Origin of the sequence: Agromyces sp. ISL-38, assembly GCF_018613935.1 — a bacterium.
Lineage (GTDB): Bacteria > Actinomycetota > Actinomycetes > Actinomycetales > Microbacteriaceae > Agromyces.
Map to the genome: position 1 here is coordinate 1 of NZ_JAGGPF010000009.1, position 25,154 is coordinate 25,154.

The 25,154-nt window shown below is 69.8% G+C and carries 21 protein-coding genes and 1 tRNA gene; 8 read left to right on the top strand and 14 right to left on the bottom strand.

From position 1 onward, the window contains the following. Positions 1–243 precede the first annotated feature (243 nt). Positions 244–714, bottom strand: coding sequence for a RidA family protein (locus J7E25_RS17810; RefSeq protein ID WP_308164420.1), 471 nt, complete (start codon positions 712–714; stop codon positions 244–246). A gap of 2 nt (positions 715–716) precedes the next feature. Beyond that, a complete protein-coding gene (locus J7E25_RS17815; RefSeq protein ID WP_251038877.1) occupies positions 717–941 on the bottom strand; it encodes a DUF4177 domain-containing protein in 225 nt (74 codons plus the stop codon). A 134-nt stretch (positions 942–1,075) separates the two neighbouring features. Between J7E25_RS17815 and J7E25_RS07470 the strand changes: the two genes are divergently transcribed. From J7E25_RS07470 to J7E25_RS07480, 3 genes are all read left to right on the top strand, one after another. Continuing rightward, positions 1,076–3,631, top strand: coding sequence for a transglycosylase domain-containing protein (locus J7E25_RS07470; RefSeq protein ID WP_251038878.1), 2,556 nt, complete (start codon positions 1,076–1,078; stop codon positions 3,629–3,631). After that, positions 3,628–4,605, top strand: a complete 978-nt coding sequence (locus tag J7E25_RS07475; protein ID WP_214869395.1) for a metallophosphoesterase — start codon at positions 3,628–3,630, stop codon at positions 4,603–4,605. Before J7E25_RS07470 ends, J7E25_RS07475 begins: the two co-directional genes overlap by 4 nt. 113 nt (positions 4,606–4,718) lie before the next feature. Further along, positions 4,719–4,795: transfer RNA gene (locus J7E25_RS07480), tRNA-Pro, on the top strand. Between the two features lie 45 nt (positions 4,796–4,840). Here the strand turns inward: J7E25_RS07480 and J7E25_RS07485 are convergent. Genes J7E25_RS07485 through J7E25_RS07505 form a run of 5 tightly spaced genes read right to left on the bottom strand, consistent with a single transcriptional unit; the run spans position 4,841 to position 10,941 of the window. Continuing rightward, positions 4,841–5,536, bottom strand: coding sequence for a 4'-phosphopantetheinyl transferase superfamily protein (locus J7E25_RS07485; RefSeq protein ID WP_214869396.1), 696 nt, complete (start codon positions 5,534–5,536; stop codon positions 4,841–4,843). After that, positions 5,533–5,784: an acyl carrier protein gene (locus J7E25_RS07490; protein ID WP_214869398.1), complete on the bottom strand. Its 252-nt coding sequence runs from the start codon at positions 5,782–5,784 to the stop codon at positions 5,533–5,535. The genes J7E25_RS07485 and J7E25_RS07490 overlap by 4 nt, the downstream gene beginning before the upstream one ends. Further along, on the bottom strand, positions 5,781–7,532 hold the full coding sequence (locus J7E25_RS07495; protein ID WP_214869400.1) for an acyl-CoA dehydrogenase: 1,752 nt from the start codon (positions 7,530–7,532) through the stop codon (positions 5,781–5,783). The genes J7E25_RS07490 and J7E25_RS07495 overlap by 4 nt, the downstream gene beginning before the upstream one ends. After that, on the bottom strand, positions 7,529–9,220 hold the full coding sequence (locus tag J7E25_RS07500; RefSeq protein ID WP_214869402.1) for an acyl-CoA dehydrogenase family protein: 1,692 nt from the start codon (positions 9,218–9,220) through the stop codon (positions 7,529–7,531). The genes J7E25_RS07495 and J7E25_RS07500 overlap by 4 nt, the downstream gene beginning before the upstream one ends. Continuing rightward, entirely contained in the window at positions 9,217–10,941 is a 1,725-nt protein-coding gene (locus J7E25_RS07505; protein WP_214869403.1) for a fatty acyl-AMP ligase, read from the bottom strand. The genes J7E25_RS07500 and J7E25_RS07505 overlap by 4 nt, the downstream gene beginning before the upstream one ends. A gap of 241 nt (positions 10,942–11,182) precedes the next feature. Here J7E25_RS07505 and J7E25_RS07510 point away from each other — a divergent pair, with 241 nt between their 5' ends. The 5 genes from J7E25_RS07510 to J7E25_RS07530 all read left to right on the top strand — a co-directional run bounded on the left by J7E25_RS07510 (position 11,183) and on the right by J7E25_RS07530 (position 17,467). Continuing rightward, complete coding sequence (locus J7E25_RS07510) at positions 11,183–12,442, top strand: polysaccharide pyruvyl transferase family protein (RefSeq protein ID WP_214869405.1); 1,260 nt, start codon at positions 11,183–11,185, stop codon at positions 12,440–12,442. Positions 12,443–12,822: 380 nt separating this feature from the next. Further along, positions 12,823–13,143 (top strand): DapH/DapD/GlmU-related protein, encoded by a 321-nt coding sequence (locus J7E25_RS18430; RefSeq protein ID WP_374196209.1) that lies wholly within the window; start codon positions 12,823–12,825, stop codon positions 13,141–13,143. Beyond that, positions 13,140–14,336 carry a glycosyltransferase gene (locus J7E25_RS07520; RefSeq protein WP_214869406.1) on the top strand — a complete coding sequence of 399 codons (1,197 nt, stop codon included), beginning with the start codon at positions 13,140–13,142 and terminating at the stop codon, positions 14,334–14,336. Before J7E25_RS18430 ends, J7E25_RS07520 begins: the two co-directional genes overlap by 4 nt. Positions 14,337–14,722: 386 nt before the next feature. Further along, a complete protein-coding gene (locus tag J7E25_RS07525) occupies positions 14,723–16,240 on the top strand; it encodes a sugar transferase (protein WP_251038879.1) in 1,518 nt (505 codons plus the stop codon). Between the two features lie 60 nt (positions 16,241–16,300). After that, a complete protein-coding gene (locus tag J7E25_RS07530; protein WP_214869408.1) occupies positions 16,301–17,467 on the top strand; it encodes a glycosyltransferase in 1,167 nt (388 codons plus the stop codon). Here the strand turns inward: J7E25_RS07530 and J7E25_RS07535 are convergent. Genes J7E25_RS07535 through J7E25_RS07565 form a run of 7 tightly spaced genes read right to left on the bottom strand, consistent with a single transcriptional unit; the run spans position 17,416 to position 25,122 of the window. Further along, positions 17,416–18,369 (bottom strand): glycosyltransferase family 2 protein, encoded by a 954-nt coding sequence (locus J7E25_RS07535; RefSeq protein ID WP_214869410.1) that lies wholly within the window; start codon positions 18,367–18,369, stop codon positions 17,416–17,418. The genes J7E25_RS07530 and J7E25_RS07535 overlap by 52 nt on opposite strands. A 14-nt stretch (positions 18,370–18,383) precedes the next feature. Further along, entirely contained in the window at positions 18,384–19,316 is a 933-nt protein-coding gene (locus tag J7E25_RS07540; protein WP_214869412.1) for a glycosyltransferase, read from the bottom strand. Then, a complete protein-coding gene (locus tag J7E25_RS07545) occupies positions 19,313–20,185 on the bottom strand; it encodes a GDSL-type esterase/lipase family protein (protein WP_214869414.1) in 873 nt (290 codons plus the stop codon). The genes J7E25_RS07540 and J7E25_RS07545 overlap by 4 nt, the downstream gene beginning before the upstream one ends. Beyond that, the gene (locus tag J7E25_RS07550) at positions 20,182–21,783 is read right to left on the bottom strand and encodes a lipopolysaccharide biosynthesis protein (RefSeq protein WP_214869416.1); all 1,602 of its coding nucleotides are present in this window, start codon (positions 21,781–21,783) and stop codon (positions 20,182–20,184) included. Before J7E25_RS07550 ends, J7E25_RS07545 begins: the two co-directional genes overlap by 4 nt. Then, positions 21,780–22,640: a glycosyltransferase family 2 protein gene (locus J7E25_RS07555; RefSeq protein ID WP_214869418.1), complete on the bottom strand. Its 861-nt coding sequence runs from the start codon at positions 22,638–22,640 to the stop codon at positions 21,780–21,782. The genes J7E25_RS07550 and J7E25_RS07555 overlap by 4 nt, the downstream gene beginning before the upstream one ends. Then, positions 22,637–24,262 carry an O-antigen ligase gene (locus J7E25_RS18300; RefSeq protein ID WP_214869420.1) on the bottom strand — a complete coding sequence of 542 codons (1,626 nt, stop codon included), beginning with the start codon at positions 24,260–24,262 and terminating at the stop codon, positions 22,637–22,639. The genes J7E25_RS07555 and J7E25_RS18300 overlap by 4 nt, the downstream gene beginning before the upstream one ends. An 8-nt stretch (positions 24,263–24,270) precedes the next feature. Then, positions 24,271–25,122 (bottom strand): hypothetical protein, encoded by an 852-nt coding sequence (locus J7E25_RS07565; protein WP_214869422.1) that lies wholly within the window; start codon positions 25,120–25,122, stop codon positions 24,271–24,273. Positions 25,123–25,154: the final 32 nt, after the last annotated feature.

The window sequence follows — 25,154 nt, forward strand, 5'->3', positions numbered from 1 at the left end:
GGGCTTCGCGCTGCGGGGCTTCGCGCTGCGCGGGGCTTCGCGCTGCGGGGCTTTGCGCTGCGGGGCTTCGCGCTGTGCGCGGCTGCGCGCCGTGCGCGGTGCGCGCGGTGGCCCGAGTGCCGCGATCCGCGCCCAAGGCAGCGATCAGCTGGGCCAGGCCGCGGCAAGGCGCGGCAGCGCGCTGAACGAACGGATGCCGCGGCCGGGAGTGATCCCGCCGCGGCATCCGCCGTTGCACCGGAGCTATGCGAACTCGACCACGAGCTCGAGCTCGACGGGCGCGTCGAGCGGGAGCACCGCGACGCCGACCGCCGAGCGGGCGTGCCGGCCGGCCTCGCCGAAGATCTCACCGAGCAGCTCTGAGGCGCCGTTGATGACGCCCGGCTGGCCCGTGAACGCCGGGTCGGATGCCACGAACCCGACGAGCTTCACGATGCGCGTCACGCGATCGAGCGAGCCGATCTCGGCCCGCACCGCGGCGAGCGCATTGAGCGCGCACGTGCGGGCGTAGCCCTTCGCTGCGGCGGCGGATACGAGCCCCTCGGCGTCGCCGACCTTGCCCGTCGCGGGCAGGCCGCCGGCCGTGAACGGCAGTTGTCCTGAGGTGTACGCGTAGTTGCCGGTGACGACGGCCGGGACATATGCGGCCACGGGCGGGGCGACCTCGGGCAGTTCGATGCCGAGCTGCGCGATGCGGGCTTCGTATACCGCCACGCTCACTCCCCCTCGAACTGCTTGGCTGCCTGTGCGGCGGCGGCGGCGCCGGCGGATGCCGCGGTCGACGACTCCCCGCCCACGGGGCGCTTCAGGTAGGCGACGAGACCACCCTCGGGACCCGACACGATCTGCACGAGCTCCCAGCCCTCCGAGCCCCAGTTGTTCAGGATCGCAGCGGTGTTGTGGATCAGCAGCGGGGTGGTGATGTACTCCCAGGCCGGCATGGGATTCCTCGTCTCTGGTGTTGGTTATAGGCGGGAGAGGGCGGGTCGCGCCGGATTCCGGCATGCGCCGTGCATAGCGCGATTTGCCAGCCTTCTCCGTTAAGCTCCACTATATGTCTGCCCAAAAACGTACGATGAGCGACGTCGGCGCCGGAATCCTCGGTTTCGTCGGCATGAGTGCTCTCGCCGGTGTACTCGTCACGGCAGCCGTGACCCCGGCACTCGCCGTCACCGGCATGGCCGCGAACAACAGCATCTCGATGTTCGAGAACCTGCCCGGATACCTCGACATCGGCGAGCTCTCCGAGAAGACGGACATCTACGCATACGCGCCAGACGGCTCGCCCTATCACCTCGCCTCGTTCTTCGACGAGAACCGAGAGGAGGTCGCCTGGGAGGCGATCTCGCAGTACGTGAAAGACGCCGCGGTCGCCGGTGAAGACCCCCGGTTCTATGAGCACGGCGGCATCGACATCCAGGGCACGCTGCGCGCCGCGCTCAACGAGTACGTGATCGGCGGCGCCACGCAGGGTGGGTCGTCCATCACCCAGCAGTACGTGAAGAACGTGCTCATCAACAACGGCGTGCGCGAGGCGACGACCGAGGAGGAGAAGGAGGCCGCCTACGAGGCGGCCACCGAGACCTCGCCCGATCGCAAGCTCAAGGAGATGCGGTACGCGATCGCGCTCGAGAAGGAGTTCACGAAAGACGAGATCCTGAAGGGCTACTTGAACATCGCGGCCTTCGGCGGCCGGGTCTACGGCATCGAGTCGGCGGCGAAGTACTACTTCGGCGGCAAGCACGCCTCCGAGCTCGCCCTGCCCGAAGCGGCGAGCCTCATCGCCATCGTGAACAACCCCGAGAAGTTCCGGCTCGACTACCCCGAGAGCGAAACCAACGGCGTCAATTCCGTCAACGAGAAGGGCGAGCCGACGCCGTACGCCGCGAACAAGGAGCGGCGCGACTACATCCTCGATCAGATGCTCAAGGAGAAGAAGATCACGCAAGAGGAGCACGACGCCGCGGTCGCGACGCCCGTGACTCCTGCCATCACCGAGCCGAGCACCGGTTGCCAGTCGGCCGGCGGCAGCGCCTACTTCTGCGACTACGTCACCTGGATCATCCTGAACCAGTTCGACGACCCCGACACTGAGAAAGACGAGGGCAGGGAGCTCCTCCAGCAGCGTGGCCTGCAGATCTTCACCACGCTCGATCTCGAGCTGCAGGGCGCCGCCGAGGCGGCGATCGCCGAGAACGTGCCGACGACAGATCCCCGCTTCGACGTGGGTTCGGTCGCGGTCACGGTGGAGCCCGGAACCGGCCGCATCCTCGCGATGGCGCAGAACAAGAAGTTCTCGAGCGACCCGGAGGTGACCGCGACGAGCGCGGAGTACACCTCGGTCAACTACAGCACCGACTTCAACTACGGCGGGTCGAGCGGGCTCCAGCCCGGATCGACCTACAAGGTGTTCACGCTCGCCGAGTGGCTGAACGAAGGGCACTCCCTCACCGAGAAGTTCAATGGCTCGCGTCGGGCGTTCACGTCGTTCACCGACAGCTGCACCGGCAATTGGACCGGCAGCTACAACCCGAGGAACGACGACGGCCGCATCGCCAACAACGCCGTCGACGCCACGGCCTGGTCGGTGAACACGAGCTTCATGGCCATGGCGCAGCAGCTCGACCTGTGCAAGATCAAGCAGACCGCGCAGGCCTTCGGCATCCACCGCGCCGACAACGCCGAGCTGCAGATGAACCCGTCCGACGTGCTCGGCACCCAGGAGATCGCTCCGGTCACGATGGCCGCGGCGTTCGCGGGCGTCGCCAACAAGGGCAACACCTGCACCCCGATCGCGATCGACAAGATCCTCGACGCCGACGGCGTCGAGATCCCGCCGCCCGCCTCGACGTGCACGCAGTCCGTGCCCGAGAACGTCGCCGCCGGCATGGCCTACGCGATGCAGCGCACCTTCGCGAGCGGCGGCACGGCGACCGCCTCGAACACCGGCACCGGAGTTCCGCACATCGGCAAGACCGGAACGACCGACGGTGCGAAGGACACGTGGATGATCGGCGCGAGCACCAAGGCCGCGACCGCGGTCTGGGTGGGCAACGTGGTCGGCGACGCGAACCTCCGCGACATGAGCTTCGACAGTGGTGCCGCGGCGACCGCCCGTCACCGGATCTGGCCTCGAATCATGCAGGTCGCCGACAACAAGTACGGTGGCGACGCGTTCCCAGAGCCCGACGCGACGTCGTTCCGCCAGGTGATGGTCGCCGTTCCCCAGGTCGCCGGGCTCTCGCTCGACGCCGCGAAACAGGCGATCGAAGCGGCCGGATTCGCCTTCGAAGACGGCGGACAGCAGGACTCGAACCTTCCCGCGGGCACGGTCTCCGGCACCGACCCGACGGGTGAGGCGGGCCGCGGCAGCACGATCCGGGTCTTCACGAGCAACGGATCGATGACCGCAGTGCCCGACGTCGTCGGACAGAACGCCGATCAAGCCGATGCCGCGCTCAGGGCGGCCGGATTCAAGGTGCAGCGGCAGAACGAGAACACGGCCGATCCCACGCAGGCCGGCGTCGTGATCGCGCAGAACCCTGCGGGTGGCGGCTTCGCGAAGCCGGGCGACACGATCACGATCACGATCGGCAAGCTCGCCGGCCCCACGCCGGGTGCCGGCGGTTGAGCCGCCCCGCTCTCCCGCCGGCTGCGCGGATCGCCCTGGCGATCGGCGCAGCCGGCGCTGCCGTACTCGCGTGGGGCAGCCTCGTCGAGCGCACGAGGTGGACCCTTCGCCGAGCGGATGTCGCGGTGCTGCCGCCGGGTGCCGCGCCCATTCGGGTGCTCCACCTCTCCGACCTGCACATGGCGCCATGGCAGCGTGACAAACAGGATTGGGTGCGCTCACTCGCCGCACTCGAACCCGACCTCATCGTCGACACGGGCGACAACCTCGGACACGAGCGCGGCCTCGAAGGCATCCGCCGGGCGTTCGAGCCGTTCCGGGGCATCCCGGGCGTCTTCGTGAACGGCTCGAACGACTACTTCGGGCCCACCATCAAGAACCCGTTCGCCTACTTCGGCGGGCCATCCGGATATGTTCCGCGTTCGAAGCCACTCGACATCGACGCCCTGCACTCGTACCTCGCCGACCTCGGCTGGAACGACCTCGACAACACCGCCGCGAGCCTCGACCTGCGCGGCACGCACTTCGAGTTCTTCGGCGTCGACGACCCGCACAGGGGCTTCGACCGCCTCGACCTCATCACGGGCGCGATCGACGAGCTCCGAGCCGAAGACCCGCTCGGCGATGAGACGTGGCCTGATGCGGCATCCGTCTCCACTCGACGCCCCACCGTCACGATCGGCGTGACCCACGCGCCCTACCAGCGCGTGCTCACCTCGTTCGTGAACCACGGCGCCGAGCTGATCCTCGCAGGCCACACCCACGGCGGTCAGGTCTGCCTTCCCGGGTTCGGCGCGCTCGTCACGAACTGCGACATCCCCCGCTCGCAAGTGAAGGGGCTGAGCGTGTGGCGGCACGGGCTGCGCTCCGCGTTCCTCAACGTGTCGGCCGGGCTCGGCACCTCGATCTACGCGCCGGTGCGCTTCGCCTGCCCGCCCGAGGCGACCCTGCTCACGCTCCTGCCGACCGAGTAGCGATCGCCCGATCGGATGCCGCGACATCCGAGGACGTCGGTCGCGCAAACGGCCGGAGGTGGTCTGTCTGGCCTGAATTATCGGCTATCCTTGTGGAGGCCCGTGAGGGTCACCGGGGTGTGGCGCAGCTTGGTAGCGCGCGTCGTTCGGGACGACGAGGTCGCAGGTTCAAATCCTGTCACCCCGACCAAATCGAAGGCCCGGGTATCGCACGCGATATCCGGGCCTTCAGTCGTCAGGTGAGCTCGTCGTCAGGTGAGCTGTCGTCGCGTGCCGGAAACGACACGACGCATCCGCCCGAAACCGTGAAGTGCACGATCGCGCGCTCGGGACCCGAAGCCGTGTCATCGATGGCGCGATCGAGCGCGTCCGTCGGGACGCGACGCGGATCCTTCGAAAGGCCGGTGCCACGCGCCTTGAGGGTCGCTTCCTTGATGGTCCAGGCACGCGCGAGCGCACGGCGGCGCGCTGTGCGCGGCAGCCGCTCGAGGCGCACCTGCTCGTCGGCGGAACACATGCGGCGAATCAGCGCCACACGGTCGAACACGTCGAACGGCTCCTCTTCGACATCGGCGCCGACGAGCCCTTCGGCGACGACGGCTACCAGCAGGGTCGAGGCGCTGTGCGCGATGCTGACGTCGATCCTTGCGTCGCCGAGCAGCCGCGGCTTGCGTCCGGGCGCATCAGCAGCGAAGCCCGCCCACACCGCTCCGAGACGCGAGGTGACGAGGTCACGGGCCCACGCTCGCCCGGCGGAGCGGCGGCGGCGCAGCGCGCCCGCCCGCGCGCTCCGCTCACCCGAGCCAGCTGCGGAATGGGCCTCGTCGACGCCGGTCGCAACGGTCCAGTCGCCCATCCGCCAGAACACGCCCGAGGCGGTCACGCCCTCGCTCGTCTCCATGAAGGCTGCGCCGCGGCCGTGGGCGATCACGCCGCGGCGAGCCGTTCGGAGAGGCCGCCGGCGAGCTCGCGGATCGTGGGGTGGTCCCACACGATCGTCGGATCGACGTCGAGGTCGAACTCGTCCTCGATGTCGCCGCACAGCGTGAGGGCGTACACCGAGTCGAGGCCGAGCTCTGCGAGTGGCGTGTCGGGTGTGAAGCTGCCGGAATCGACCTTTCCGTAGGCCACGACACGTTCGACGAGCCAGGACTCGATGGCGTCCGTCTGAGTATTCATGCTGTACTTCCTTCTTCGGCTTCAGGATGCCGCGGGTGGGTTCGGGTGGAGGGGGCGAGCCGGATGTCCCGTGCGACGTGATCCTCGGCGAACGCGATCAGCCGATCGACGAACGCAGGGTCGAGCGGCGGGATCCGCCCGCTGAGCCGACCCTCGATGCGAGCCAGGCATGCTTCGCGTACGAGTGGGTCGCGCGTGATGGACGGTGCATCCGGGCCAGCGCACACGCCCCCCCAGGCGCCTGCGGCGAGGAGCAGGGTCAGGCGGTGGGCCAGCGCGAATGCGGCCGGCGGGGCATCCGTGCCGAGCTCCGACGCGGTGAGCGCGTCGATCTGCTCGCCCAACTCGTCCAAAGCCTCACCGAGGCGGTCGAGGGCGTTCGCGGCGCCTGAATCCGGCGCGAACCGTTCCCGCACCGTCGGGTCTCGCAACGCGGCTCCGAGCGGGTCGCTCGAGCCCGCGCCGAGTGAGAGTCGGCCGAAGTCCAGCTCCTCGAGCGGGCCGCCGAGCTGGAAGAGCGCCGGATCGGTCGCCTGGGTTCTGCGCGAGCGGCGGAGCCAAGCCGGCAGGTTCGGGAGGATGGTAAGCAGGCACGCCGTCGATCCGCCATGCCCGATCGGAACGATTGCGAGGTCGCGCAGGAACTTCTCGAAGATCTCGTAGGGAGCGACGCGCGCGTAGAACGTCGAGCCGAAGAGCACGGAAAGGTCTTGCATCGCCGACGTGAGCAGGTGCGGCACGAGGTACTTCGCCGCGGCGGTGAGGATCAGGCACTCGGCCGGTGCGAGATGGAGCGCGCGCACCACCACCGCGCTGAGGGCATCGGCGATGAGGAAATCGGCGATGGCGCCCGCGAGGAGTGCCCGGGCGTGCGGCAGGTCGAGCACCACGCCGCCGTAGAGCGAACGCTCCGATCCGAAGCGAACGGCGAGATCAAGTGCCGCGTCGACGGTGGCGATCGCGAGCGCGGGCACGACGGCGCGGCTCACCTGGAAGGCGGTCAACGCGACCTGCGCCGCCGCCCCCGGCGCGCCGATGGTGCCCGAGGCGGGCACCGGGAGGTCGTCGAACACCGCGTCGCCGAGTCGGCAGCCGCGCATGCCGGCGGTGAGCACCCGACGTGACGTGTCGGCGAAGGGCCGGGTGACGTCATCTTTGTTCCACATCAGCAGCGTGTGGCTGCGCGCGCCGGGCTCGTCGGATGTCCGCGCCATGATCAGGATCGACTCGGCGCGATCGACGTTGTTGATGACGTGCTTCTGGCCGCGCACGTACCAGCGGCCTCCGCGCTCGGTGGCGGCGCATTCGTTGTGCAGCAGGTCGTTGCCGTGGTCGAGTTCGTGGAAGCCTACGGCGATGCGCTCGCCGCGCACGAGACGATCGGCGACATCCGCGCGCTGCTCGTCGTCGCCGGCGACCCACACATTGAGTGCGGCCATGAGCGTGGTGATCCCGTAGCCGAGGCCGAGCGACGGATCCCGGCGGAAGATGGGCCGCCACCGCTGTACGAGGTCCTCGGTGGAGACCCAGCGGCCGCCGAGTGACGCGGGCACGAAGTCCGCCCCCGCGCCCCACTCCTCGAGGATCGACTCCGCGGCTGCGCTCATGCGGCGTGCCTGGTCGTCGTCGGCGATCGTGGCGTATCCGAACGGGCCGGGCGCCATCGGGTCGCCGAAGAGCGCGTCGAGGTCGTCGGGCTCGCCCGCCGTCGTGCGCGCCCGGGGCGAGGAAGACCCGACCGTCGTCATGCGTGGACCCCCCAGCCATCGAGCATCGAAAGCCTGCTGCCGGATCGCGCCGCCTCGAGTGCCTGCCCTGCCAGCTCGGCGGCCGATGCCGCGGCCGACTCGGAGCGCACCAGACCGAGCCGCACCGAGATCCGCTCGAGGATCGCGAGGAGCCGACCCTCCGACGCAGCACCACCACTCCCTCGCCCGGCGAGCTCGACGGCGATCGCGCAGGATGCCCCGAAGCAGAGCGCCAGCCGCATCGCGACATCGAACGATGCTGCACTGGGCGCGGCTTGCCGTGGCGCGGCGCCGGCGGCCTCGAGCAGCCGATGGAGCTCGGCGGTGATGTCCTGCGCCGGCCCGGCCGATGGCCGTGAGCCGAGCAGGTCGGCGAACGCGGGGAGCGCACGCAGCAACCGCGACCCTCGGCGGGTCACGAGTCGGAGGTGGAGCGGATCCACCCAGACCTGCGGTTCCGCGTCCACGTGGAAGTCGCGCAGGATGCCGCCGACGTCGACCGGGTCGGCAGGGCGGGTGATGGCCGTGAACTCGTTGACGATCATGTTGAGGTTCACGACGGAGTTGCCGTCGAAGATCCCGACGGCCCGGTTGTCTCGCGCTGCCTTCTGGAACTCCCCGGCGCCTGCGACGCCGAGCAGCTGCGACCTGGCCCCGAGGAACGACGTGAGGTCGCGGAAGAGGAGGTCGACGGTGTCGGGCACGAGGAACTTCACGAGCGAACTCACGAGCGCCAGCTCTTGCGGCGCGTGATGCGCCTCGCGCGCCCCGGCGAATGTCACACACTCCGCGAGCAGCGCATCGGCCACGGCAGTTCCGAGCGTCGCCCGGGCTGCGGGCAGCGACCCGAGCTCCCGCCCGAACACCCGGCGCGACGCGGCGAACTCCACGGCCACGTCGACCGCGTGGTCCGCCGCTCCGAGCGAGAGTGCGGTCGAGAGCGGGCGCGTGAACTGCAGGCTCTTCAGCACGATCTCGAGGCCGAGGCCCGGGTCGCCGACGAGCCTGTCACGTTCGACGGTCGTTCCTCGCATCGAGAGGCCGCTGATGTCCGCGCCGCGATTGCCGTAGGTTGCCACCTTGGGCTCCGAGGCGAGGGAATGCGTGTCGACGCGACCCTTGTCGACGAGGACGAGCGACAGCGCGCGGGGCCCGGGCGCATCCGAGGTGCGTGCGAGCACGGTCATCGCGCGCCCCCGCGTGGCATTGTTGACCGGCCACTTGACGCCGTCGACCACGATGCTCGAGCCGATCGCAGCGGTCGTCGCCGTGGCGGAGAGATCGGAGCCCCTCCCACGCTCGGTGAGACCCCACGAGAGGGGCGCGCCGTCGAGCACGAGCTCGGCCATGATCGCCGCGATCTGGCCGCCCGCCACCCATGCGCTGACGGCGCCGAGGAAGCTGATGCCGTGGGCGACCGCGACGGTGAGATCGCGCGCGGCGGTGGCGCGGATCATCATCATCGGCACGAACACATCGCGAAGCTCTCCGCCGTGTTCGGCCGGGGTGTAGTACCGGTGCAGCCCCCACGCGTTCAGGGCGCCGACCGCGTCGCCGGGGTACGCCGAGGCCTCGTCGAGCTCGAGCGAACGCTCGGTCGAGATCACCGCGGACTGATCGCGCGGATCGCCGAGGTACCGGTCGAGGTCCGCGACTGCCATCCGGCCGGCGAGCGCTGAGCGCGTCATGCGACCGCTCCTCGGTCGAACCCGAGCGTGAGCACGGTGGGCAGTCGTTCCTCCGCGAGGAGCGAACGGGTGAGCCCGCGCTGCACTTTGCCGCTCGTCGTCCGCGGAAGGCTTCCCTTGCGGATGAGCGCGACGCCGAGCTCGGGCAACATGTACTCCTCCGAGACCGCGCGCCGAACCCGCTCGGCGAGGGCCTCGAGGTCGCCGTCGGCGAGGCGTGCGGCATCGACCTCGGCCACGAGGCCGACGGCGGGATGCGACGCCGATCCCTCGAATGCGGCGCTGAGGCATCCAGCGTGCAGCAGGGGCGCGGCGGTCTGCTCGAGGTCCTGCGGATAGATGTTGCGACCGCGGATGATGATGAGGTCTTTGAGCCGACCGGTGATCAGCAGCTCACCATCGACGGTCGTGCCGAGGTCGCCGGTGCGGAGGTACCGATGGTCGTCCCCCGGGATGATCACGCCGAACACAGCCGCGGTCTCGCCGGGCCGGCGCCAATACCCCTGCGTGATGCTCGGGCCGCTCACGAGGATCTCGCCGACCTCGCCGTCGGCGGCGCGCGTGCCGGTCACGGGATCCACAATCTCTATGCGGTGCCCCTCGGCCGGCGGCCCGCAGGAGACGAGGTCTACCTTTCGCGCGTCATCAGCCGGCGCGCGCAGGAGGCCTTGCTCGATGCCGGCCGCGTCCGCTGGTATCGCCCGCACCGGGTGACCGGCGGCCTTCGCCGTCACGAGGAGCGTGGTCTCCGCCATGCCGTACGCCGGAATGAAGGAATCGGCGCGGAATCCGGTGGGCGCGAACCGCTCGGCGAACGCCCGGAGCGTCGCGATCCGCACCGGTTCCGCGCCGGTGATCACGCCCTCGAGCGAGGAGAGGTCGAGTCCGGCGAGCTGTTCGTCGGTCACCAGCCGCGTGCACAGCGCATAGGCGAAGTCGGGCCCGACCGTATGGGTGGCGCGATGCTCGGTGATGAGCCGCAACCAGAGCAAGGGGCGCCGGAGGAACTGGCTCGGCGAGGTGAGCACGCTGTCGCCCCCGACGTAGATCGGTTGGAGCAGCTGCCCCACGAGGCCCATGTCGTGGTAGTGCGGGAGCCATCCGACGGTGCGGGACGCCGCGGTGAGCCCCACAGCCGACGTGATCGCCGCCTCGTTCGCGACGAGGTTGCCGTGGCTGACCATGACCCCCTTCGGCACGCCCGTTGAGCCCGACGTGTACTGGAGCAGCGCGAGGGACTCCGCGTCGATCGCGGGCGGTGTCCAGTCGTCGGCGCGGCCGTCGAGGCTGTCGACCGCCATGACGCTCGCGACGCCGACCGCATCACCCACGGCGAGTCCGAGCGGCGCCAGCGCGGCATCCTGCGTGAGCACGATGCGGCTTCCGGAGTCGGCCACGATCGACTCGAGTCGGCGCAGCGCGACCTCGGGCTGACGCGTCGCCGTGACCGGCACGGGTGCGGCGGTGAGGCCCGCATAGAACACGGCGTAGAGCGCGCGGATGAATCCCAGGCCGGGGTCGAAGGCGAGCACCACGACATCACCGGCGGCATACCCTGCTGCGGTGAGCGCAGCGGCATCCGCTTGAGCCTGATGGTCGAGCGACGCATACGACGCGAACACCGAGTCGCTCGGGTTCGTGTAGAAACGCAGACCGCGTGCGTCGCCTGCCGTCACGGCGGCGCTGCGCATCGCGTCGAGGAACGTGGTGTTCGTGTTCACGCCGGCATCCTCTCCCCAGTCGGCTGCGGCCCCACGACGTCGCGTCGCTCACGCCACATGGGAGTTCGGCCGAGACTACGACCGCAACTTGAACGACGACGACATGGAAGATTGCGTGCGTGTTACATCTCCGCGCGGCGCACCCCCAGTTCGGGCGACGTGGCGCTTGCGGCACTCGCGCTCGGTATCATGGCCGCTTGCCGGGGCGGTTCGCGCCTCCGCGTTCACGAGGAGGCGCCAGATGGCGATGCGGGCCGGGGAACTGAAACAGCGGTTGTCGCGGCCGTTGCGCTCGCCGGGGCTGATCGCGGCCGCCGACCGGATGCTGCTGCGCCGCCCGAACCCGCCGGTCGACGGCCGCCGCCACCATGTGGTGCTCGCGCCCGCCGGGGGCGGGAACATCGGCGATCAGGCGCTCGTCGAGGCGTTCATCGAGAACGTCGACGGCGATGTGACGGTGATCTGCCGACGCCCGACCGACTACGTACTCCCCGGCGATCCCGATGACGCCGACGACGGCAGGGTTCGGATGCTGCCCCTCCTCTCGCTCGTCTACGGCGACCTCATCGGGCACCTCCGCGACCTCGGCCGCTTCCGCGCTGCCCTCCGCACGGCGACCTCGTTCTCCGTGATCGGGGCGGATGTCATGGACGGCGGCTACGGCTTCCGCGCCTCGACGAACCGCGCGAACCTCGCGCGGCGCGTCGCGGAACTCGGGATCGATGCGCGGATCCTCGGGTTCAGCTGGAACGCGTCGCCCGATCCACGAGCACGCGACGCGGTTCGTGAAGCCGCTCGTCGGGGCGTCACGACGGTGCTGCGGGATCCGCGCTCCGCCGCTCGCGCCCGCGCCGACGGCATCGACCCCGTCGTCGACGGTGCCGACATCGTGTTCCTCGCGCGCAGTGTCGACGATGCTTCGGCGGCGGCATGGGCCGACCGGGTCGCCGCACCGCTCGCGCTCGTGAACTTCTCCGGCCTCGTCCCGGCCGCGGGCGGGCTCGACCCGTACGTCGCCGTCGTCCAGGAGCTCCGCGACCGCGGGCACGGCGTGCTCCTCGTGCCCCACGTGTCGAGACCGGGCGCCGACGACCTGCCGCTCTCCCGCGCGGTGTCCGAGCGGTTCGCCGCAGACGATGACGTGCTGCTCGTCGATCGGCTCCTCACGCCTGCGGCGATCCGCGGGCTCACGAGGCGTGCACGCGTCACCGTGACGGGTCGCATGCACCTGGCCGTCATGAGCCTCATGCACGGGGTTCCCGCGGTGACGGTGGCAACCCAGGGCAAGGTCGAGGGCCTGATGGAGCTGTTCGGCACGCCGGAGCTGTGCGTGCCGACCGACGCGATCGCGACATCGCTCGCGGCGGTCGCGGCGACGACCGCCGACACCGCCGACCAGCTCTCCAGCGTCATCCGCGCCCGCCTCGACGCGGTGACCGAGCTCGCCGGCCGCAACTTCGTCGGCCTGCGGCGAGCCGACCGCACTGTTACCTCCCGGTAAACAATCCATACGTCGACGGCGCAGGTGACCGAACCGGAGGCTACGCTGGTCGGGCTGGCGACTCGACCGATGACGGACCTCTCGGAGATGGACCAACGGCCGTAGGGTCCTTCGAGACCGGCGGGCACGGGAGGGCGGAAGTGAACGGTCTTGACTTGCTGTTGCTCATGCAACGGGCACGCGATGCGGCCTTCTCGTGGATCGCCTCGTCGGGCTTCGCGGGCTTCGGCGCGCGGTCGCGAATCCTGCTGCCCTTCCGCGTCGGCAACGCCGACCGCATCTCGATCGGATCGGACGTGCTCATCGGGCCCGGCTCATGGCTGATCGTCCCGCGGCTCGACCATCCAGGTCCGGTCATACGGATCGGCGACCGCGTGCGAATGAACGAGACCTCGATCTCGGCCGTCAGCAGCGTGATCATCGAAGACGGCGTGGCGATCGCGCGCGGCGTCTACATCTCCGACCACGCCCACGGGTTCGACCGGCCCGATGTGTTCATCCGCGACCAGCCGCTCGATCGCGTCGCGCCGGTGCGCATCGGCCGCGGTGCCTGGCTCGGGCAGAACGTGGTCGTCATGCCGGGAGTCACGATCGGGGCCGGCGCCGTCGTCGGCGCCAACTCGGTCGTTCGCGACGATGTGCCGCCGCGTTGCGTGGTCGCAGGAACCCCAGCCCGGCTCATCCGTCAGCTGACGACATGATCGAACGGTCCGGCCCGCGAGCATCGTCGGTGGGACCCGGCTCGAGTTCCACGAACACGGCCGACTTCGTGTTCACCTTCAGCTACGAGACCTATTCCGACGCCGTGCGACGCGGCATGATGCGTCCGCCCGACCGCATCCTGGCGAGCCTCATGCGCAGCCCCGAGGTGCGCCGGCTCCTCGTCGCGAACCCGTTCCGCTGGTTCCCCCGCGTCGCCGCCACTCCCCTGCTCGACCGCGACGTGCGCTTCCCTCCGGGCGAGCGGATGTCGCTGCATCATCCCGCCCGCCTGCGACGTGACGACCCCACCGACCTTCCCGCGGTCGCGGCAGAGTACACCGTCTACGATCGCTCGCTCGCTCGCGCCTCGCGGCGCATGGGCCTCGAGCGGCCGCGGGTCCTCACGACGAACCCCCTCGTCGCCGGATTCGCCCCGCTCGACTGGGCCGCAGAGGTCACGTTCTTCGCCCGTGACGACTGGTCGAGCTCGCCGGCCAGGGAAGCGTACTGGCCGGCGTACCGGGAGGCATACCGGCGCATCGCCGGCTCGGGCCGAGCCGTCGCGGCCGTGTCCGCTGAGATCATCGAACGGATCGCGCCGACGGGCCCGGCGGCGGTCGTTCCGAACGGCGTCGAACCGTCGGAGTGGCTCGGCAGCCCGCCCATTCCCCCGAGCTGGTTCGACCGGATCCCCGGACCCCGGGCGGTCTACGTCGGAACGCTCGACTCCCGCCTCGACGTCCCCGGCATCGTCGACCTCGCGAGCCGGCAGCGCGAGCTGCAGGTCGTGCTCCTGGGCCCGCTCCCCGACCCCGGCTACGTCGATGAGCTCCGTCCGCTGCCGAACGTGCACCTGCATCCGAGCGTCGCACGCGCCGAGCTCGTCGCGACGCTGCGCAACGCGGAGCTCTGCCTGCTCGCGCACCGACGCACCCCGCTCACCGAGGCGATGAGCCCGCTGAAGATCTACGAGTACCTCGCGGCGGGGGTGCCCGTGATCTCGGTCGACCTGCCCCCGGTGCGCGGCATCGACGACCGTGTGTTGCTCGTCGACTCGGTGCACGACTTCGCCGACGTCGTCCCCGCGGCCCTCGAACTGGGTCGGGCGCACGAGAATCGCCGCACGTCGTTCGTGCATGCGAACTCCTGGGCTGCGCGACACGAGCGCATCTTCGAACTCGCGCGCCGCTGAGCGAGGCTGACCGCGAAAACGCCCGGCTACCCCCCAAAAGGAGGGTGCATCGGCCCTCGCTGACCCCCGAAGGGAGGGGGTTTCCATCGGCTTTGTGTCGAGGATGTGTCAGCTTACGAAAGAGCCTGTGAACTGCTCTCGACGACCCTTCCAGGCGCGGTCGAGCGCTCGTTAGCATCGGCGCAACAGCCCGATCGAGCTGCAGACGAGGAGCAGTGCGAATCGGCCCAACGGCCGAAGAGCGGCTCCGCCCGATCTCGCTGCATCATTCACCCAGGCGACGACTGCCTGAATAACCGGTTCCCATGGCTGGGCTGGTGGTCGTGAGCGCCGTTCGTCGACTCTCCGCTTCAGCCGTACCCGGCGGAATCCAAGGGGGTCCGACGATGTCCAGCGAAGCCGAATCGATGACGTTCGTCGGACGCCCCGCAGATCGCCTCATCGGTCGCGCCGCGGTCGTCGGGCGCCGGGTCGTCGCCCAGCCGAGGCGATTGGGATGGCGTCGACGCCTCGTGTACGCCCTCGCGCTGACCGATACGGCGCTCATCGCGGTCGCCCTGCTCGTGGCGCAGCTGGTGCGATTCCGAACCAGCGGATTCGACGCCGCGACGCCGCAGAGCGACGTCGACTATCTCTCGCTCAGCGCGGCGATCGCGGTCGGCTGGCTCCTCGCCCTCTCGGCCACCCGGTCGCGTCTGCTTCGCAACATCGGCACCGGCACGGTCGAGTACCAACGGGTCGTCAACGCGACGCTCATCACCTTCGGCACCTTCGCCGTCATAGCGTTCCTCCTCCAGATCGACATCGCCCGCGGCTTCCTCGCGGTCGCGCTTCCCCTCGGGCTCGCACTTCTGCTCGCCGGCCGCATCACGTGGCGCTACGCATTGCACGCGATGCGACGGGTGGGTCGATGCACGACCGGGGCGATCATCGTCGGGCGACCCGACGATGTCGCACGCGTGGTCGTCGAGCTCCGCCGCCAATACCGGGTCGGGTATCGCGCGATCGGTGCGGCATTCGCCGGATCCGCTCGCACCCCGCAGCCACGCGCGTTCGACCTGCCGACCGTCGCCTTCGCCGACCTCGCCGCGACATCGAGGCGCACGCGCACTCGAGCGGTCATCGTCGCGGGCGACCTGCCCGGCGGCAGCGCGACGATCCGTCGACTGGGTTGGGACCTCGAGAACTCCCAGACCGAGCTCATCCTGGTGTCCCGGTTGACGGATGTCGCGGGCCCGCGAATCCACCTGCGGCCCATCAACGGCCTTCCGATGGTTCACGTCGACCTGCCGCAATACTCCGGCTTCGCGCACTCCGTCAAACGCGTCTTCGACATCGTCGTGACCGGTGGCGTGCTCCTCGTGTTGAGCCCGCTCTTCGCGGCGATCGCGATCGGGGTGCGGCTCTCGAGCGCGGGACCGGTGCTCTTCCGGCAGGAACGGGTAGGAGCGAACGGCACGCGGTTCACGATGCTGAAGTTCCGATCCATGGTCACCGACGCCGAGGCGAGGCTCCTCGAGCTGCGGGACCGGAACGAGGGCAACACGGTGCTCTTCAAGATGAGGGACGACCCGCGCGTCACGCCGTTCGGCCGCATCATCCGCCGGTTCTCGCTCGACGAGCTGCCGCAACTGTGGAACGTCCTCGCCGGCGAGATGAGCCTCGTCGGCCCGCGGCCGCCCCTACCGCACGAGGTCGAGCAGTACCAGGAGGATGTCACCCGCCGCCTCCTCACGAAGCCCGGCATCACCGGTCTCTGGCAGGTGAGCGGACGGTCGAACCTCTCCTGGGAGGAGAGCGTGAAGATCGACCTCTACTACGTGGAGAACTGGTCGCTGACCGGGGATCTCGTCATCTTGTTGAAGACGGCGCGCGCGGTCTTCAGCAGCCAGGGAGCGTATTGAACCACCGAACCCACTGCTCGATCCACTGAAATACCGAACCCAACCCGATGGGAGCACGGAATGTCAGGATTGATCGTCCAAGAATGGCTGGAGCCGGCGGGGGGTGCCGAACAGGTGCTCGACGCCGTACGGGTCGCGCTTCCCGATGCGCGCGTCGCCTGCCTGTGGAATGACGACCCCGTGCGGTTCCCGCCCGAGCACGTCGATGAGTCGTGGCTCGCCCGGACCCCGCTCCGCGGACGGAAGGCGCTCTCACTCCCGCTCATGTCGGGCACGTGGCGCCGAGGGTGGGGCGACCTCGAGCCCGAGTGGGTCGTGACGAGCAGCTACGTGTTCGCGCATCACGCCGGATTCGGCACCGAGCGCGGCATCCCGAAGTTCTCGTACATCCACACCCCGGCGCGGTACTTGTGGGAGCCCGAGCTCGACGGACGGGCCGGCAGCATGCCGCTCGCCAGGCTCGCGCGTTCCTACTTGCGAAGCGTTGACCGCCGCGCAGCGAGCGCGTCGGGCTCACTCGCCGCGAACAGTGCATTCGTACAAGAACGGGTCCAGCGAGTGTGGGACCGTGACGCGCGCGTCATCCATCCGCCGGTGAACGCGGCGGCGATCGCGGCCGTGCCCGACTGGGCTGCGCACATCACCGCCGACGAACGGGCGATCCTCGAGTCGCTGCCGGATCACGGGTTCCTCATGGCCGCGTCACGCCTGGTCGCCTACAAGCGTCACGACGCCGTCATCCGCATGGGTGCCGTGCTCGGCCTTCCCGTCGTCGTCGTCGGCTCCGGGCCCGAGCGCGAACGGATCCAAGCGCTCGCCGCCGTGGCGGTCGTTCCCGTGCACGTCCTGGGCCGGGTCTCGGACGAGCTGATGCGGGCCCTGTTCCAGCGGGCGCTCGCCTTCGTGTTCCCTCCAGTCGAAGATTTCGGCATCATCCCGGTCGAGGCGATGGCCGCCGGATGCCCCGTCATCGTGAACCGCATCGGCGGGGCCGCCGAATCCGTGCTCGACGGCATCACGGGCGTGCACTACGACCCCGACGACGGGGCGGGGCTCGCCGCCGCGGTCGACGCCGCCGGCCGGATCTCGCCCGACGCGGCCCGACGACGTGCCCTCGACTTCGACGTGGCACGCTTCGTCGACGACGTGCGCGGCTGGGTGCTCGGCGACGCCGGTCAGGCGTCGGCGAGCTCGCGTCCGAAGAGCGTCGCCTCGGCGGCCGGGTAACCGTCGGCCCAGTCCCGTCGGCGACGCCACACGGTGCTCCACGGGGCTCGGGCCCGACGGGTCAGCGCCTCCAGGGCGGCGCGGACGCCGACGCCCGCGATGAGGAGCCGAATCCCCAGCGTGGCGCGCCGCGGCGGCCAGGTCTTGCGCAGGTGCGTGACCTTTCCTGCCATGACCATGCAGCCCTTCGCGCCTCCCGCGTCGCTCGACCCGCCGACATCGTGCACGATGACCGCATCGGGCACGACCACCCGTCGAAGCCCTGCGCGACCGGCGCGCATGCTGAACTCCGCGTCCTCGCCGTAGAGGAAGTAGTCCTCATCCATCCCACCGAGCCGATCCCACTCGGAGCGACTGATCAGCAGGAGGCATCCGGTGACGATCGGCACTTCGCGAACGCTGTCGCGCTGCCAGGCGCCGAGCGACTCGGGGTCGAAGATCGGCGACCGCTTGAAGACCGTCGACAGCATCGTCGCGAACATCGTGAGCGACCACAGGCTCGGGGCGCCCCAGCAGGAGCTCGGGTCCACCGTGCCGTCGGGCCGCAGGGTGCGGCCACCGAAGACCCCGTACTCGGGGTGGTCCGCGGCGAACCGCAGCAGCGCCTGCAGCGAGCCCGGAAGCGTGATCGTGTCGGGGTTCAGCAGCAGGACCCAGGTGCCCGTCGCGGCGCGCACCCCCAGGTTCACACCGCGGGCGAAGCCCAGGTTCTCACCTGCCTCGATCGTGTCGACCTCGGGGAAGCACTTGCGGAATGCCGGGACACTGCCGTCGACCGAGCCGTTGTCGACGACGATGAGCTCGAGATCGACGGATGGCGCGGCCTCGAGCACCGACCGCAGGCACGCCGACGTGGCTTCCCGCGTGTTGTAGTTCACGACGACGACGCTGAGATCCGGCACGAGTTGTGTTCCGATCAGATGAAGACGGGCTCGAGGTCGTCGCGTCGGGTGACCCGCCAGCTCGACGCCTCACGGAGGTCGTCGGGCGTGATCGCGTCCGCCGGGCGCACGACAGCGAGTCCGCGCTCGGCGAGGAATGCGGCGAGGTCGTCCTGATGCGAGTCGATATGCTCGCCGTGGTGCACGGACCTCGGCGAGAGCACGGGCACCTTGCCGGCGATCAGCGCGGCGAGCGCGGTTCCCGTGCCGGCGTGGCCGATGACGACGTCTGCCGCGCCGAGCTCGGCGGAGAGAGTCGCGGACGGCACCGAGGCGACGGCGTCGATGTCGAGGCCCGAGACATCCGTCGAACCGGTCTGCCAGAGCACCCGGGCGTCAGCGGGAAGGGCGCGCACGGCGGACTCCACGAGCCGACGGAAACCGAAGTCGCCGTTGCCTCCGACAGTCACGACGGCACGCGTTATCGGTGCCGGCTCGGCCCGTTCGACGCGGAACCCGTCGAAGACGGACAGCGCGTAGCGCCATCGCACTGACACGCGGCCCGGGTACTGCACGTAACGGCGCACCGTGGGGATCCGCTCGATGAGCTTGCCGGTCGTCGAGAGGTCGGTCACGCGCGTCGCACTCTCGACGTAGCTGAACGGCACCCGTCGCAGCAGCGCGGGGATGAGGGCCGACAGGGCGATCTGGGCTCCCGAGCTCACGACCCTGTCGACCCGGTGCTCGGCGAACGCCCGGCGTGCGACGCGGGTGTCGCGGAGCACACCGAGATGGTCGCGCGGCGGCCGGGTGGGCACGTGGTAGACGCGCTCGCCCTCGAGGAGCGACCTGCTCTGCGCCGTGTCGTCGGTCATCCAGACGATGTCTTCGCCAGCGACGATACGCGGCGCGAGCATGTGCAGCTGGGCGAGGTGCCCACCCGAGATCGCCACGAGCATGGTCGTCATCCGGCACCCTTTTCCAACGCGTTCCAGGCGAGCTCGGCGATCACGCGTTGTCCGGCGACCGACGGATGAAAGTAGTCGATCGAGGAGATCTCATCCGCCGTGAACGGGTAGGTGAACACCGCGCCGTCGTCGTCGATGCAGCGCTCGACCGCGGCGCACACTCGCTCGATGGCGGCGTTGTACTCAACGACCTGGGCAGCGACGGCGTCGCGCCGCCCGGCTGCCTCAGCCGACTCGTCGTCGGCGGAGCCGAGCAGGTTCTTGCAGGACGCGCTGCCGTTCCACGTCTGCACCGTGCGCTCGTTCGCATGTCCGATCTCCCAGAGGTGATAGAGGTCGGGCACGGAGAGGGCGAGGATCGTGGCGTCGGGCGCCTCAGTGCTCAAACGGCCGAACAGCTTCGTCAACCGGGCCTCGTAGTCGTGTGTACTGGTCATCTCGGCGAGGCTCGGCGCGCACGCGTCATTGCCGCCGAGCAGCACGGTGACCAATTGTGGCCCTGCCTGGAGCACTTCGTCGACGAGCCCGAGGGCGTCTTCGACATCGCCGCCGTCTTTCGCCGCGTTCACGACGTTCGGTTCGACACCGGATGCCACGGCCAGCCGCTCCGCGATGGATCCGACAGCCGGGTCGGTGCCGCCCGACCAGGATGCCGCGGCGCATTGGCCCTGCTCGGCGCACGCGTTGACGCCGAGCGACACGGAGTCGCCGAGGATGCCGAGGGTTGCGACCGCGGGCGCGGCCGACGGCGGCTCCAGGTCGGCGAGGTCGGGGGGCGGTTCGCTCGTTGCGCAGCCCGCGAACAGCGTCAGCGCGAGGGTCGCGATGATCGGGCGCGCGATCCGAGCTCGGGTGCGGGATCTGCTCACGGTTCCGCCTTCCTGTCGTTGCCGACGGCGTCGCGGTGGGGTGCGTGATCGCCCTCGCGTGCCGCCGCGACATCCCGGACGACCTCGTCGACATACGTCGGCACCGCTGCCGCGGACGACGGCGCGGCCGCCGCCGGCTTGCGCACCTGCTTGACGAATCCGATGATCTGCGCGAGATCGCGTCGGTACGCCGGGATGAGGAGGCACGCGAGCAGTGGTGCGATGCCGGCGGCGACGCCGAGCGCGAGTTGCACGACGGCGGGAAGCCCGGGCGTCGCCAGCTGCACGCCGTAGGCGGCGCCGAAGCACAACGGGGCGAGGACGACAGGCCGGATGATCGGGCGCAGGATGTCGCCGATGCGCACGAAGGTCCCGGTCGTGGCGAAGTGGAAGCCGGGCACGAGCAAAGCGAGCGTGAGGAGTCCGTAGACGAGGGCGAGCCCCTCGACGCCCGCCCACCAGATGCCGAGGAAGTACCCGCCGATCACCATCGGACGCGTCACGAGGTAGTAGATGAGCTGGCGATGCGCGCGACCGAGGGTGATGTACAGCCATCCGAGCACGCTGCCGATCGACTGCGCGACGCCCGCGATGGCGAGGAGGCTGAAGAGCGTCGCGGCCTCCTCCCAGCCGGGCCCGAGCAGGATCGCGATGAGCGGCGACGAGACCGCGGCGGCGACGGCGTAGACCGGGATGGTCAGGTAGCCGATGATCATGAGGGCGCCGCGTATGTACCGGCGATACCGGTCGCCGTCGTCCTGCAGCTTGCTGAGCACCGGCAGCGCCACGCGCCCGAGGGTGCCGTTCAGCTGCTGCATCGGCAGGAGGTAGAGCGCGTACGCTCGCGAGTACTGGCCGAGGGCCGCGGGCCCCATCTGCTGGCCGATGATGACGTTGTCGAAGTTCTTCGCCGCGTAGTTCAGCAGCTGGACGCCGAAGATGCTGCCACCGGTCGTGACCAGCGGCACGACCTCGCGCGAGATGTGCGGGCGGCCGAACTTGGGCCGGGAGGCGACCCACAGGGCGATGAGCCGGTAGAGCTGCCCTGCGCCCGACATGACCACGAGCGACCACACGCCCCAGCCGAGCAGGGCCGCGCCGATGCCGAGGCCGACGCCGCAGAGCATCGAGACGACGTCGATGTTCGCGAGCACGCCGAATCGCAGGTTGCGCTGCACGCGCGCCTGCATCGGCATCGACAGCCCGTTGATGAGGAGGATCGGAGCGATCGCCAGGGTGAGCGGGATGAGCCGCTCCTCGTCGTAGAGCAGTGCGATGAGCGGTGCGGACGCGGCAATCACGACCATGAGCACGACCCCGAGTGCCACCGAGAGCCACATGACGCTCATCCACATGCGATCGCTCAGGTTCCTCGCCTGGATGATTGCGCCGGTGAGGCCGAAGTCGCGCACGAGGTCGGCGACGCCGACGATGGCGGTGACCATCGCGACGAGGCCGAAGTCGGCCGGCGTGAGCAGACGGGCGAGCACGACCGTCGACGCCACCTGGATGAGCGTCTTGCCGCCGAAGCCGCCCATGGTCACGAACACCCCCCGTGAGGAGGTGTGCGCGAGCCGGTCGGTGGCCGGGGCGCTCATGCGATCGCCCTGCTGGTCTCGTCGCGCGCCCACTCCGGCTCCCTTCGCTCGGCGATCAGCCTGCGGGCCCGAAGCCTCGGAACCGTCGAGGTGACGCAGTAGACCCCGAACGCGACCCAGAGCCGCGGTTGCCGCGCCACCCGTCGCACGAGGTTGCCGGCGCGGTCTCCCATTGGCGCGTCGGCCGCGAGCTGCACGTCCGACGGGAGCTCGCGGTTGCCCCGCGCGATCCGGGTCGAGCGCCGCAGGTGCGCCGCGAGGGTGCGGGCGCTCCGGACACGGAACGCGTGCCCGTCGAGGGTCTCGCGCTCGGACGGCAGGAACAGCTGCTGCACGAAGCGGTCGTCCGCGATGACGTGCGGCCAGGTATCGAAGCGCGCGCGCCCCGCGGCCGACATCGCGTAGATGCCGGAACCGATGTGCCCAGCGCTCCGGTAGTCGGTCAGCTCCCAGATCCGATAGTGCTGGCGCACCGGCCATGACACGCCGTCCGTGTCGATCTCCAACCGTGGCGAAGCGACGAGCGGACCGCCGGTGCGAGTGAGCGCGTCGGCGAGCGCGAGCAGCGTCGCAACGTCGACTGCGACGTCGGCGTCGACGTACGCGCGGGGAAACGTCGTGGCGGCGGCATCCCCCGCCTCGAGGGCGTCGATCTTCGACGCCGCGGCGATCTCGACCACGCGCACGGCCGGTTCGAACGCGCGCGCCACAGGCACGGTCGCGTCGCGGCATCCGTTCGCGACCACGACGATCTCGAGTTCGGTCGAGTGCGGGTCGGAGGTGAGCGCCTCGAGCAGGCGCCCGATGACGGCGGCTTCGTCGTGCGCCGGGATCACGACGGAGAGGCGCACCGTCATCTGGCCGACCCCATCTCGCGGTCGGCCGGCTCGGCGAGGTCGGATGCCTCGTCCGTTGTCTCCATCGAACGACGGCGCTCACGCCGCGGCGCCTCGATGAGCAGCCACGCGCCGACGGCGAGGAGCATGCACAAAATGAAGAACGTCTGGAAGAAGCCGAACGCGTCGTAGAAGAAGATCGCCGCGATGTACCCGGAGAGCGACACGGCGATGGTGATGGCGAGCATGGAGTGGCGATGCTCTGCCGCCTGGGTGAACGCGAAATGGAGCAACCGGATCGGCGGCACGAGGAGGAACACCGCGAGGCCGAGCACGCCAAGCGCGCCCGTCTCCATGAGCGTGCCGAGGAACTGGTTGTCGAGGATGAACGCGTTGGCCTCGTCGCCGATCACGATGCGGCTGCCGAACCCGCTGCCGAAGAACGGTTGCTGGCCGACCTCGCGCATCGCAGGTTCGAGGTCGGCGAGCCTGCCCGCACCGCCGAAGCCCGCCGAGGTGTACTGCGACGCGACGAGCGAGTCGATGTCGAGGAAGGAGAGCACCATCGACTCGAACACCTTGGGCAGCACGGCGGCCGCGAGCAGCACGACGGGGAACGCGAGCGCGAACAGGACCCCTGCGACCCGTGGATGGAAGATCAGCGTGACGAGGAACATGATCCCGAGCACAACGACCGCCGTGCGGGAGATCGCGGCGAGGACACCGCCGAAGAGCATGACCGTTGCGCCCGCGTAGACGAGCTTGCGATTGATGCTGTTCGTCGGCCATGCCGCGTACTTCGCCAGGTAAATGGCGAGCGGGATGAGGATGCAGAGCGCGACGGCGAGTGCGATCGGATGCTGCGCCGAGCCGAACGCGCGGGTGACGCCCGCGCGACTCACGTCGCCGCCCTCGCGGAGGAGCGTGAGCGGCAGCACGTCGCCGAGCATGAGGAAGACGTTCATCTTCGACACGCGCTCGATCAACGCGAAGAACGAGACGACCACGCCCGCCCACGTAATGAACGTGACGAGGAGCATCACGTCGCGCTCCGAGCGCAGCAAGAGCCGGAAGCAGTAGAAGACCGCGAGCATGGCCAGGAGCTGGGAGATGCCCCCGATCGCAGTCTCGACGAGTCCCTGGTTCGCGAGCTCCATGCCGTTCACGACGAACGAGACGAGCACGGTGACGAGGAGGATGCCGATCGGCCACCCGAACGCCACGGGGCGCCAGCGCACCTCGGGCTTCAGGATGAGTGCCACGACGAGCGCCACGACCACGATCCCGAGCACGAGACGGTAAGGCTCGAGCTGGAACGGCAACGGCATCGGGATCGCGTAGCGGCGCGCTGGCACGAACATGATGACCGCGGCGAGCGCGATGATCGCCGCCGTCCAGCTGAAGACGAACCGGCGGAAGATCACGAGCAGCGCCACCACGAGGAGCACGCCGCCTGCGATCAGCGGCGGGAGCAGCGCCACCGCGGTGACCGCGACGACCGCCAGCACGGCGGCCGCCACGATGACACGCCGCCGATCGAGCGCGGCTGTCGGCGGTTCGGCCTGCGGCGTTTCGGATGCGGCACCGGTCTCGGGCGCACGGGTCGCGTCGGCGGCTTCGAGCACGCCGTCGGCGGAGGTCACGGTGCGCCTCAGTCCGTCCGGGTGCCGGCGCCGATGAGCACGTGGTCGTCGGAGCCCTTCGAGGCTCTCTCTGACGGCTCGGGCCCGGCGGCCTGCGTCTCGGATGCCGCGTCGTCGACCGGCGCCGTATCGCGAGCGGCCCGCCGCGAACGGCGCTTCGCACGGCTCGATCGGATCCCGGCGAGCACGAACGCGAGGGCGATGAATGCCAGGAAGACGGCGAATCCGGTGATCACGATCGGGATCGCGGGATTGCTCGTCTCACCCTCGACCGCCGCCCCTTCGGCCAGGACCTCGAGCATGACGCGGTTCTCGGGCGCGATCGCCTTCTCCGTCTGCTGCGTCTCGACGTAGCCGAGGAAGACTCCGGTGGCCGCCGAGGAGATCTCCTCGGCGCGCTCCTCCGTCGCCGCCGTGCCCACGATCTCGAGCACCGGCAGTTTCAGCGAACCCGGGAACCGCTCGTCGCCCGCGGGCTGCGTGGTACGACGGATCGCGGTGATGGTCTCCGTGTCCTCGTCGAGGACGCCGATGTCGGACTCGACGGCAGCGCGAACGGTGGCACCCGCCACGATGTAGGCGTAGATCTGCGCCGCGGACGGTAGGTCGAGCGGCTCAGGCGCCGAGACGCCCTGCTCGATCGGCTGGCCGGGGATCGTCGCCTGGTACAGCGTGTCGCTCGGACTCGTGACGAGGATCGTCGTGCCGGCGGTGTACGACTTCACGGCCCTCGACTCGACCTGGCCCGTGTTGGTGATCGTGAATCCGGCGAAGAAGCCGGCCACGATCGCAACGATCAGGCCGAAGGCCAACAGCCACTTGTAGCTCCACAACGTTTGGAGGTACTTCGGAGTCTCCATGGCGGTTCCCACTCTCGTCTCGGCCGGCTCCC

Coding starts and splice junctions, on each gene's coding strand:
- J7E25_RS07525 (WP_251038879.1), top strand. CDS start 14,723: ATGTCCAGCGAAGCCGAATCGATGACGTTCGTCGGACGCCCCGCAGAT.
- J7E25_RS07500 (WP_214869402.1), bottom strand. CDS start 9,220: ATGACGCGCTCAGCGCTCGCCGGCCGGATGGCAGTCGCGGACCTCGAC.
- J7E25_RS07470 (WP_251038878.1), top strand. CDS start 1,076: ATGAGCGACGTCGGCGCCGGAATCCTCGGTTTCGTCGGCATGAGTGCT.
- J7E25_RS07550 (WP_214869416.1), bottom strand. CDS start 21,783: ATGAGCGCCCCGGCCACCGACCGGCTCGCGCACACCTCCTCACGGGGG.
- J7E25_RS07510 (WP_214869405.1), top strand. CDS start 11,183: ATGGCGATGCGGGCCGGGGAACTGAAACAGCGGTTGTCGCGGCCGTTG.
- J7E25_RS07530 (WP_214869408.1), top strand. CDS start 16,301: ATGTCAGGATTGATCGTCCAAGAATGGCTGGAGCCGGCGGGGGGTGCC.
- J7E25_RS07555 (WP_214869418.1), bottom strand. CDS start 22,640: ATGACGGTGCGCCTCTCCGTCGTGATCCCGGCGCACGACGAAGCCGCC.
- J7E25_RS18430 (WP_374196209.1), top strand. CDS start 12,823: ATGAACGAGACCTCGATCTCGGCCGTCAGCAGCGTGATCATCGAAGAC.
- J7E25_RS07565 (WP_214869422.1), bottom strand. CDS start 25,122: ATGGAGACTCCGAAGTACCTCCAAACGTTGTGGAGCTACAAGTGGCTG.
- J7E25_RS07490 (WP_214869398.1), bottom strand. CDS start 5,784: ATGAATACTCAGACGGACGCCATCGAGTCCTGGCTCGTCGAACGTGTC.
- J7E25_RS17815 (WP_251038877.1), bottom strand. CDS start 941: ATGCCGGCCTGGGAGTACATCACCACCCCGCTGCTGATCCACAACACC.
- J7E25_RS07520 (WP_214869406.1), top strand. CDS start 13,140: ATGATCGAACGGTCCGGCCCGCGAGCATCGTCGGTGGGACCCGGCTCG.
- J7E25_RS07495 (WP_214869400.1), bottom strand. CDS start 7,532: ATGACGACGGTCGGGTCTTCCTCGCCCCGGGCGCGCACGACGGCGGGC.
- J7E25_RS07540 (WP_214869412.1), bottom strand. CDS start 19,316: ATGACGACCATGCTCGTGGCGATCTCGGGTGGGCACCTCGCCCAGCTG.